At 65.1% G+C, this 9,537-nt stretch carries 10 protein-coding genes; 6 read left to right on the top strand and 4 right to left on the bottom strand.

The window, feature by feature from the left end:
• Both JHC36_RS01960 and JHC36_RS01955 read left to right on the top strand, forming a co-directional pair.
• A partial coding sequence (locus JHC36_RS01960; protein WP_287915182.1) for an FHA domain-containing protein occupies window positions 1–462 on the top strand: 462 nt, incomplete at its 5' end.
• A gap of 4 nt (window positions 463–466) precedes the next feature.
• A complete protein-coding gene (locus tag JHC36_RS01955) occupies window positions 467–2,482 on the top strand; it encodes a CHASE2 domain-containing protein (protein ID WP_287915179.1) in 2,016 nt (671 codons plus the stop codon).
• Between the two features lie 9 nt (window positions 2,483–2,491).
• Here JHC36_RS01955 and JHC36_RS01950 read toward each other — a convergent pair whose 3' ends face one another.
• Entirely contained in the window at window positions 2,492–3,046 is a 555-nt protein-coding gene (locus tag JHC36_RS01950) for an adenine phosphoribosyltransferase (protein ID WP_124223179.1), read from the bottom strand.
• A gap of 55 nt (window positions 3,047–3,101) precedes the next feature.
• On the bottom strand, window positions 3,102–5,087 hold the full coding sequence (locus tag JHC36_RS01945) for a monovalent cation:proton antiporter family protein (RefSeq protein WP_287915175.1): 1,986 nt from the start codon (window positions 5,085–5,087) through the stop codon (window positions 3,102–3,104).
• A gap of 52 nt (window positions 5,088–5,139) precedes the next feature.
• Between JHC36_RS01945 and JHC36_RS01940 the strand changes: the two genes are divergently transcribed.
• The 4 genes from JHC36_RS01940 to JHC36_RS01925 are packed head-to-tail and all read left to right on the top strand — an operon-like array spanning window position 5,140 to window position 8,154.
• Window positions 5,140–6,117: a KpsF/GutQ family sugar-phosphate isomerase gene (locus JHC36_RS01940; RefSeq protein WP_287915172.1), complete on the top strand. Its 978-nt coding sequence runs from the start codon at window positions 5,140–5,142 to the stop codon at window positions 6,115–6,117.
• A gap of 7 nt (window positions 6,118–6,124) precedes the next feature.
• Window positions 6,125–6,691, top strand: a complete 567-nt coding sequence (locus tag JHC36_RS01935; protein WP_287915169.1) for a KdsC family phosphatase — start codon at window positions 6,125–6,127, stop codon at window positions 6,689–6,691.
• Window positions 6,688–7,326, top strand: a complete 639-nt coding sequence (gene lptC, locus JHC36_RS01930) for an LPS export ABC transporter periplasmic protein LptC (protein ID WP_287915166.1) — start codon at window positions 6,688–6,690, stop codon at window positions 7,324–7,326. The genes JHC36_RS01935 and lptC overlap by 4 nt, the downstream gene beginning before the upstream one ends.
• A gap of 3 nt (window positions 7,327–7,329) precedes the next feature.
• Window positions 7,330–8,154 (top strand): SDR family oxidoreductase, encoded by an 825-nt coding sequence (locus JHC36_RS01925; RefSeq protein ID WP_287915164.1) that lies wholly within the window; start codon window positions 7,330–7,332, stop codon window positions 8,152–8,154.
• Between the two features lie 77 nt (window positions 8,155–8,231).
• Here JHC36_RS01925 and rbp (JHC36_RS01920) read toward each other — a convergent pair whose 3' ends face one another.
• Both rbp (JHC36_RS01920) and rbp (JHC36_RS01915) read right to left on the bottom strand, forming a co-directional pair.
• Window positions 8,232–8,627 (bottom strand): RNA-binding regulator, encoded by a 396-nt coding sequence (gene rbp / locus JHC36_RS01920; RefSeq protein WP_124223171.1) that lies wholly within the window; start codon window positions 8,625–8,627, stop codon window positions 8,232–8,234.
• Window positions 8,628–9,025: 398 nt separating this feature from the next.
• Window positions 9,026–9,379, bottom strand: a complete 354-nt coding sequence (gene rbp / locus JHC36_RS01915) for an RNA-binding regulator (RefSeq protein ID WP_124223169.1) — start codon at window positions 9,377–9,379, stop codon at window positions 9,026–9,028.
• Window positions 9,380–9,537: the final 158 nt, after the last annotated feature.

Genomic DNA, 9,537 nt, shown 5'->3' with positions numbered 1-9,537 from the left:
GTCAACGGCAAGGCGATCAAGCACCAGCTTCTGCAAAACAACGACATCATTGAAGTCGGGAAGTACAAGATCCGTTTCCAGGCAGACCCCGTCGGGGTCGCCGCGGCAGCTCCGGCCAGCCAAGCCCCCCACGTCGCGCCCGTGGGGGCGGCGACGGTACCATCCGCCGCCAGCGCTCCAGCATCGGCTCCAGCCGCGCCCGCGGGCGCCGTGGTACGGCTGCTCAACGGTGCTGCCGCCGGCCGCGAGGTCCCACTGGTCAAGGTCGTGACCACCATCGGCAAACCCGGAGTGGCGGTGGCAGCCATCACGCGCCGCGCCCAAGGGTTCATGCTCAGCCACGTCGATGGAACCCAGCCCCCGACCGTCAACGGTACGCCGATCGGCAAGGAGCCCGTCAACCTGCACGACGGCGACCTGCTCGAACTCGCCGGCATTCAAATGCAATTCGTCGCGCCATGAGTTCGTGGTCGAGCGCCCCCCACTGAAACCCCGGCGCCGAGCCGGGCCGTCCCCTCTGACGCCACGGCTGCTCGGCCTTGCGCTCACGGCGCTCGCCTGGCTGCACATCCTCGGCTACTGGACGCTGCCGGGGCTCGACGCCCTGGATCGGGCCCTCGTCGACGCGCACATTCGGCTCGCCGCACCCGCCGAGCCCGACCCCCGCATTGTCATCGTCGACATCGACGAAGCCAGCCTCGCAGCGGTCGGGCGCTGGCCGTGGAGCCGCGCCCAGCTCGCCGCCCTGGTCCAGGAACTCTTCGAGCGCCAGCGGGTTTCGGCTCTGGGCTTCGACATGGTGTTTGCCGAACCCCAAGCGCAGGACGACGCCGTCTTCGCCCATGCGCTCAAGCGAGGGCGCTCGGTGCTCGGCTATTACTTCACCAGCGACCGGCGGGCGCACCGCAGCGGCCAGTTGCCCGAGCCGGTCCTCGATGCGGCCCGCTTGGCGGCCAGCGGCCTGAGCCTCTTACCATGGGACGGCTTCGGCGCCAATCAACCCGAACTGGCCCAGGCTGCCAGCGCCGCAGGCTTCTTCAACGCCATCGCCGACCCCGATGGACGGGTACGCCGGCTGCCAGTGCTGGCCGAACACAAAGGGCAAGCCTATGAATCGCTGGCGCTCGCCGTCTTCCGCCAGACGCTAGGCCAGCCTGCCGTTCGGGTGGGGGGAGAAACCGATGGGCAGACCGCTCCCAACCACTTCCTGTTGCTGGAGCCGCCCGGCAGCCCCGGCCATCGCGCCCGCCGCATTCCGCTGCAGCGCGACGGCACCGCCTATGTTCCGTTTCGCATCGCAGCAGCCCCAGAGAGCCGTCCATTCGCATCGGTTTCCGCCGCAGCGTTGTTGGCCAGCCGCGTTCCCGCGGCGCAGCTCTCCGGCAAAATTGCGCTGGTCGGATCGACGGCGCCGGGCCTCATGGACATGCGCGCAACGCCCGTGGGTCCGGTCGTGCCCGGTGTGGAAATCCATGCCCACATGCTCAGCGCCTTTCTCGATGGCCGCGCCTTGACGCGCCCCGACTGGGCCAGCGGCCTCGAGTGGCTCCTCGTTTCCACCGTCGGTCTGCTGCTCACCCTTTTGCTGCCAGGCCAAAGTCTCCTCGGCTCCGTGCTGCTGACCACCGGGGTGCTGGGCGGTCTTGCCGCACTCGACCTGGCGCTCTTTTTCCAGGGGCATTGGCTGTCTCCCGTGGCCAGCGCCGCCACCTTGGCACTGGCCCTCTTTTTGGCCATGGTCGGGCATGGATACTTCCGCGAGCGCGTCGCGCTGCAACGGCTCACCCGGCTGTTTGGAACCTATGTGCCCAAGGAGCGCGTCGCTGAAATGGCGCGCGACGGGGCCCGCGACGACATGGTGGCCGAGACGCGGGAAATGACCGTGCTCTTCTGCGATCTTCGCGGCTTCACGAGCCTGGCCGAGACCCTCCCGCCCGAGGCGGTCCAGGCCCTGCTCAACCGCGTGTTCGACCGCCTCACGGCGGCGATCCAGCGGCATCAGGGCACGGTCGACAAATACATCGGGGATGCGGTCATGGCGTTTTGGGGCGCCCCCCTCGACGACCCCCATCATGCCGCCCACGCGGTTGCCGCCGCACGCGATATGGTTGACGAGATTCGGCAACTCAACGCCGAGCGGGCGGCGCACGCCGAGCCCCCGATTGCGATCGGCATCGGCATCAACACCGGGCCGATGTGCGTGGGTGACATGGGTTCGCCGTTTCGCCGCAGCTACACGGTCATTGGGGATGCCGTGAATATCGCGGCGCGGCTCGAGGCGCTGACGCGCAGCTACGGCGTCGACATCATCGCCAGTGAATCCACCCGGAACCAGACGCCGGACATCGAATGGCTCTTCCTCGGACCGGCGCAACTCAAGGGCCGGCAAGCCAGCGTCAAGCTGTACTGCCCCGCCCCAGCACCCGACAGCGCGCACGCCAACCGTCGCACGCCCGCCGCCGCGGCTGCTGGTTCAGCGTAGCCTTGGAATTCAGTGACCTGAGAAGTCGACCAGCGTGAAGAGCGGCAGGCCCGACTCGCGCAAGCGCTGCGATCCGCCCAACTCGGGCAAATCCACGATCGCCGCGCCCTCCGACACATGGGCGCCGAGGCGCTCGAGCAAGCGACGCCCAGCCATCATGGTGCCGCCGGTGGCAATGAGGTCATCCACGAGCAACACGCGATCGCCCGGCTGCACCGCATCGGTGTGGAGTTCGACGGTCGCGCTGCCATATTCCAGTTCGTAGGTTTCCGCAACCGTCGTGAAAGGCAGCTTGCCTTTTTTTCGGATGGGCACGAAACCCACCCCGAGTTCAAACGCGAGCACCGCTCCGATGATGAAGCCTCGCGCGTCGAGGCCCGCGATGACATCGGGCCGAAGGTCCCGGTCCATGTAGCGATGAACAAAAGCGTCGATCAGCACGCGAAAGGTCTTGGGCTCCTGCAACAACGGCGTGATATCCCGGAACTGCACGCCCGGCGTCGGCCAGTCCGGGACCGTCCGTATGCGTTCGCGTAGATACTGGTTGACGTTCAGATCGAGCATGATGGTTTCCGTCTTTCTACATTGGTCATCGTTCGATGGATGGCGGCACAGCGTTTCAGCCTCGCAGCAGCCGCTCCTCGGCGCGCAGCAGCGCGTCGGCCCGACCGCCCAGCACCAGGACGTCGCCAGCGACCAGACGCTCCTCGCTGTCTGGACGCTCGGCTCGTCCCCCTGAGCGTCTCCAGCTCACGAGCCGAACCCCGAGTTCCTCGAGAGCCAGTTCGCCCAGAGTTTTGCCGATTGCTGCGGCAGCCGGCGGAAGCACGACCGTCTCAAGCCGCTCCGCCGCCAAGTCCTCCGCCCCGCTGTCATCGGTGCCATGAAAGTAGCCGCGCAGCAGACTGTAGCGGCGGTCACGTTGCTCCTGGACGATGCGAATCACGCGACGCATCGGCACACCCACCAGGGCCAAGGCGTGGCTGGCCAGCATCAACGAACCTTCGATCGCCTCGGGCACCACCTCCGTGGCACCGGCCGCATACAAGCGCTCGAGTTCACGATCGTCCTGAGTCCGCACGATCACCGGCACATGCGGGGCATGCGCACGAACGAGCGCAATGACCTTGAGCGCGCCGGGCAGATCCAGGTAAGTCACGACGACCGCGCTCGCGCGCGACAGCCCCGCCGCGATCAAAGCCTGTGGCCGGCTGGCGTCGCCAAAAACCACCGCATCGCCCGCGGCCGCCGCTTGCCGTACCCGGTCAGGGTCGAGATCGAGTGCGATGAAGTCGATGCCCTCAGGCTCGAGCATCCGCGCCAGGTTCTGGCCGCAACGCCCGAAGCCGCAGATGATCACGTGCTTTTGTACGTTGATGGAGCGCCGTGCGATCGCCGTCATCTGCAGGGCGCTCTGCATCCATTCACTGGAGACGAATCGCAGCACCAGCGCATCGCTGTAGGCGATGATGAACGGCGTCATGAGCATGGACAGAACCATGCCCGCCAAGATGGGATTGAGCAGCGACGCCGGTATCAGGCCCACATCGCTCCCTAAAGACAGAAGCACGAAGCCGAATTCGCCCGCCTGCGCGAGGTAAAGCCCGGTGCGAACCGCCACGCCCGTGGAGGCACCCAAGACCTTGGCCAGGCCCGTGATGAGAACGATCTTGAACGCGACAGGGACGGTCACCAACAACAAGACCAAGCCCCAGCGCTGGACCACGAGATGCCAGTCGAGCATCATGCCGATGCTGATGAAGAACAGGCCCATGAGCACATCATGGAACGGCCGGATGTCGCTTTCGACCTGAGCCTTGAACTCGGTTTCGGAAATCAGCATCCCGGCGATAAAGGCGCCGAGCGCCAGGCTCAGGCCGAAGTGCTCGGTCAACCATGCCATCCCGAGCGTGATGAGCAGCAGGTTGAGCACGAACAATTCTTCGCTTTTGCGCCGCGCCACCAGCGTGAGCCACCAGCGCATGATCCGCTGCCCGCCCCAGAGCAGCAAAACCACCAAGCCGGCGGCTTTGAGCATGGCCAGGCCCAATGCCTGCATCAGGTGCTCTTCCTTCGACCCGAGCGCCGGCACGAGCACGAGCAAGGGAACGACGGCAAGGTCCTGGAACAACAACACCCCGAGCACCCGTTTTCCATGCTCCGAGTCCAATTCCAGCCGCTCAGCCATCAACTTGCCAACGATCGCCGTGCTGCTCATGGCCAGCGCGCCCGACAGAGTCAAACCGCTGCGCCAGTCGAGCGCCCACCAGCCGGGCGCCCAGCGCCCCACCAGATGCAAGCCCAAGGTTGCGACCGCCATCGTGACCACCACCTGTGCCAAGCCGAGGCCAAAGACATGACGCCCCATCGCGCGTAATTTGGGCAGACTGAATTCCAGGCCGATGACGAACATCAGAAACACCACCCCGAACTCGGCGAGGCTCGCAATCGCCGAAGTGCTCTGGGCGAGCGCCAGCGCGTGGGGCCCGATCACGACGCCAACCACGAGGTAGCCGAGCATCGGGGGCAGCCGCAAGCTGCGAAAGACCACCACCCCGAACACGGCGGCGCAGAGATAAACCAGGATCAGTTCCAGGGTGGTCATCAGCCGATCCTATCAAGCCTCGTCCATGACCGCCGGTCGATAAAATGCCCCGATGACCTTGGATTCCCATCAGGCCTTGCGCCTCGGCCGCGAGACGCTGGAAATTGAAGCCTCGGCTTTGCTGAACCTGCGTTCGCGCATCGATGAACGCTTCGTCCAGGCCGTCGAACTCATGCTCCATGTGCGCGGGCGGGTCGTCGTCATGGGCATGGGCAAGAGCGGCCATGTCGGACGCAAGATCGCGGCCACGCTTTCGTCGACGGGAACGCCGGCGTTCTTCGTCCACCCGGCCGAAGCCAGCCACGGCGACCTCGGCATGGTCAAACCCGTCGACGTGGTTCTGGCGATCTCCAACAGCGGCGAAAGTGAGGAACTCACCGCCATCCTTCCCATCCTCAAGAGGTTGGGCGTCCCGATCATCGCGATGACCGGGAATCTGGGCTCGAGCCTCGCGCGCCATGCAACGGTCTGCCTCGACAGCAGTGTCGACCGCGAAGCCTGCCCGCTGAATCTGGCGCCGACCGCCAGCACGACCGCACAACTCGCGCTTGGCGACGCGTTGGCGGTGGCCTTGCTCGACGCTCGGGGTTTTCGTGCGGAGGACTTCGCGCGCTCTCATCCAGGTGGCGCCTTGGGTCGGCGCCTCCTCACCCATGTTCGCGATGTCATGCGTCAGGGACCGGCGGTTCCCAAGGTCCCCATGGAGGCCTCGTTCGTCGAACTCATGCGCGAGATGAGTGCGAAAGGACTGGGCGCGTCAGCCATCGTCGATGGCGCAGACCATGTCGTTGGGATTTTCACCGACGGGGATCTGCGCCGGCTCGTCGAGCGCGGTGTCGACCTCCGCCCGCTACGCGCCGTCGATGTCATGCATGCTTCGCCCAAAACGATCCCGGACACTGCACTGGCGGCTGAAGCGGCCGCACTCATGGAACAACACCGGATCAACAGCGTGTTGGTGGTCGACAGCGCAGGCCAGCTGTGCGGCGCGCTCAACAGCCACGACCTGATGCAGGCCAAGGTCATCTGACGCCGCCATGAAGCCGATCCTGCCGGTTCTGAACTTCGACCCTGTGCTCTTGCTCAAAGCGCAGCCGGTGCGACTGGCCATCTTTGATGTCGATGGCGTCCTCACGGACGGAAGCATCTATCTTTCAGATCAAGGTGAGACGCTCAAACGTTTTCATACCCACGACGGGCTCGGGATGAAGCTGCTGGCGCGCGCCGGCATCGTGCCCGCCGTCATTTCCGGCCGTGACAGTGCGGCCCTGCGCGCGCGACTGGCGGCGCTGGGCGTCGAACACTTCACCCTGGGGACCGAGGTCAAGCTCGGCGCCGCCGAAACCCTGCTCGACACCCTGGGAATGGACTGGAGTCAAGCGGCCGTCATGGGGGATGACTGGCCGGATCTGCCCCTGATGCAAAGAGCCACCGTCTCGGCCGCCCCGCCGCAAGCCCACCCGCAAGCGCTCGCCTGCGCCGATCACGTCACGCGCGCATCGGGGGGATTTGGAGCCGCGCGAGAATTTTGTGACCTGCTGTTGGTCGCCACAGGCCGATACGCCGCGCTGCTCGATGCGCTCGATGGGGGGGCTTCGTCATGAAAGCCTGGCTGGGTCTCATCTGGCAGCGGCTCGGCCCTTACCTACCCATACTGATCATGGCGGTTTTTGCCCTGGCCACCTTCTGGCTGGTCCGCAGCATGCCCACCGAACGCGGGCTTACGCCGGAGGGACCGCCAAGGCACGAACCCGACTATTTTTTGGTTCGCTTCGGTTGGCGCAATTTCGGGCCCGGGGGAGAGCTCGTCCGTGAGGTCATCGGCGACACTTTGCGCCACTATCCCGACACGGGCAGCGTCGAAGTCGATCAAGCCCAATTGGCAACCTGGAGCCCCGAAGGTCTGCGAACCTCCGCGCGCGCGCGGCACGTCGAAGTCAATCAAGACCGCAGCGTGATTCGGATGGAAGGTGCCGTCCATGTGACGCGGGACTCGGCACCCGCGACCGGCCCGCTCGCCCAGCGCGAGCGCGAACCCGCTGCGCCCTGGGAATACTTCAGTGAAGCGCTGGTCATGGAAAGCCAACCCGAACGATGGAGCAGTCCCGTTGCAGTGCTGATTCGGCGTGGCCCACAACAGTTTCGCGCCGACGCGATGGTCTATGAGCGCCCCTCCGGCACGCTCACGCTGTCCGGCCGGGTCCGTGGCGAGCTGTGGCCGAATCGATCCCCGAGGTAGCTCATGTCGCCCCCGCATCCCCCCGTCTCACCTCCACCCTTGGAGACGCCGCTGGCCTTCATCACCGGCGCTTCCAGCGGGATCGGCCTCGCGCTTGCGGAGCACTATTACCGCTGCGGTTGGCGTCTGGCACTGGTTGCCCGACGAACCGACGTCCTCCAAGAGCGGCTGCGGGAACAACGGTGGTCAACCGACCGCTACCGTATCTACCGTGCCGACGTGTCGGTTCCAAACGAGATCGTCGAGGCCGGCCAACAATGCCTGCGGGAGTTCGGAACGCCGGATCTGGTGATTGCGAGCGCCGGCATCAGCATCGGCATGGACACGCGGATTCGCGAAGACTTGGAAACGCTCCGGCGCACCTTCGAGACGAACAATTTGGGACTCGCTGCGACCTTTCATCCCTTCATCGATGCCATGTGCGAACGCGGCAGCGGTCGCCTTGTGGGCATTGCCAGTGTCGCGGGCATACGAGGAATCCCTGGGCATGGGGCCTACTGCGCGAGTAAAGCAGCCGTCATCGCCTACTGCGAAAGTTTGCGTGGCGAACTTCGCGGTACCGGCGTCTCGGTCGTGACGATCCTGCCGGGTTACATCGACACGCCGCTGACCCAAAAGAATCCTTATTCCATGCCGTTTTTGCTGGCACCCGAGGTCTTTGCGGTGCGCGCCGCCCGCGCCATCGAAAAAGGGACCAGCTATCGGGTCATCCCCTGGCAAATGGCCCTGGTCGCCAAGATCCTCCGAATCCTGCCCAACGGGCTCTTCGACCGGCTTTTCGCCGGCCGCCCTCGTAAACCTCGCCAGGGCAATCAGCCCGCAGAGTAGTAAGGGGCCAGCAACCACGCCTGGCTTGCGCCCGGGCGCGAAGCAAAAGGGGCGCTCGCGGCGCCCCCTGGGGTTGATCAGTTCCCGTAACCGTCGTTGCGTCGGCCACCCCCCCGCGGCCCCGACCCATAGGGGCTACGGAAGCCGCCCTCGGAGCCACCGGAACCGTAGCCGCCTTCGCGGCGACCGCCGCCGTACCCCCCACCGCTGCGCGGCGGCCGAGGCTCCATCGGGCGGGCCTCATTGACGACGACATTCCGGCCGCCCATCGACTGACCGTTCATCCCTTCGATCGCGGCTTGAGCCTGCGCATCGTTCCCCATTTCCACGAAGCCAAAACCCTTCGAACGACCGGTTTCACGCTCCATCATGACCTTGGCACTGTTCACCTGGCCAAAAGGCGAGAAAGCCTGCTCCAGATCCTGATCCCGCACCGAATACGGCAAATTGCCGACATAAAGCTTGTTGCCCACGAAGGACTCCTCTAGACACGTTTACTCAGCGATGGAGTCCCACCAGCGCCAGCGCACCCGCTCAACCGGAGCCAAGCACACGCCGCAAGAGCCTTACACCGCAACCTCCCCCAGCCATCTGCCCGAGGGTTCGCAAATTATGGAGCATGCCCCGAAAAAACGCACCTCTGGCGCGGTGCTCTGCTGTGCGCCTGCGACGCTCTGCCAGCGACCGCCAACCCGCACCCACCCGAGGGCTCTGGGCCCGAGCGGGGATCCGGTCAGCGCAGCGATCCGTGATGTGAGGCAAAAACCCCATCTGACGAATCGGCGAAAGCGTGTGCGCGCTTCGCTCGCCCATGAAAAAAGCCCCCTTCGGGGGCCTCTTTCTATCGTGCCGGGATCTTTCCCAGCATGGATCAGTAACCGCCGCTACGGCCGCCGCCGTAACCGCCGCCGCTACGACCACCGCCGTAGCCGCCGCCATTGCCGCCACCGTAGCCACCGCTGCGGGGAGGGCGGGCTTCCATCGGACGGGCCTCGTTGACCACGAGGTCACGACCGCCGACGTTTTGGCCGTTCATGCCTTTGATTGCAGCTTGCGCCTCGGCGTCGCTGCCCATTTCGACGAAGCCAAAACCCTTGGAGCGACCGGTGTCGCGCTCCATCATGACTTTGGCACTGGCGACATCACCGAACTGGCTGAAAGCCTGTTGCATGTCTTCGTCGCGGAAAGAATAAGGCAGATTGCCGACGTAAAGTTTGTTGCCCATGAGGGACTCCTAAATAACACCAAAACACGCGATGGAGTCCGCTAGCGCAATCCACAAACCATTGAAGAATTTCGAGACGCAAAACTGACCAAATCACCGCAAACCTGCGCCAGCCCTTCCGGGCCAGCGCGACGCCGATTATGGGGCATAAAACGATC

The sequence above is a fragment of the Tibeticola sp. genome (assembly GCF_022759015.1).
GTDB lineage: Bacteria > Pseudomonadota > Gammaproteobacteria > Burkholderiales > Burkholderiaceae_C > Tibeticola > Tibeticola sediminis.
The sequence above is the reverse complement of the archived record's forward strand: the minus strand, read 5'-3'. Positions and strand labels throughout refer to the sequence as shown.

Excerpts from the sequence above, each read along its gene's own strand:
- JHC36_RS01950 (WP_124223179.1), bottom strand. The coding sequence starts at position 3,046 with ATGCTCGATCTGAACGTCAACCAGTATCTACGCGAACGCATACGGACG.
- JHC36_RS01945 (WP_287915175.1), bottom strand. The coding sequence starts at position 5,087 with ATGACCACCCTGGAACTGATCCTGGTTTATCTCTGCGCCGCCGTGTTC.
- JHC36_RS01940 (WP_287915172.1), top strand. The coding sequence starts at position 5,140 with ATGACCTTGGATTCCCATCAGGCCTTGCGCCTCGGCCGCGAGACGCTG.
- JHC36_RS01935 (WP_287915169.1), top strand. The coding sequence starts at position 6,125 with ATGAAGCCGATCCTGCCGGTTCTGAACTTCGACCCTGTGCTCTTGCTC.
- lptC (WP_287915166.1), top strand. The coding sequence starts at position 6,688 with ATGAAAGCCTGGCTGGGTCTCATCTGGCAGCGGCTCGGCCCTTACCTA.
- JHC36_RS01925 (WP_287915164.1), top strand. The coding sequence starts at position 7,330 with ATGTCGCCCCCGCATCCCCCCGTCTCACCTCCACCCTTGGAGACGCCG.
- rbp (WP_124223169.1), bottom strand. The coding sequence starts at position 9,379 with ATGGGCAACAAACTTTACGTCGGCAATCTGCCTTATTCTTTCCGCGAC.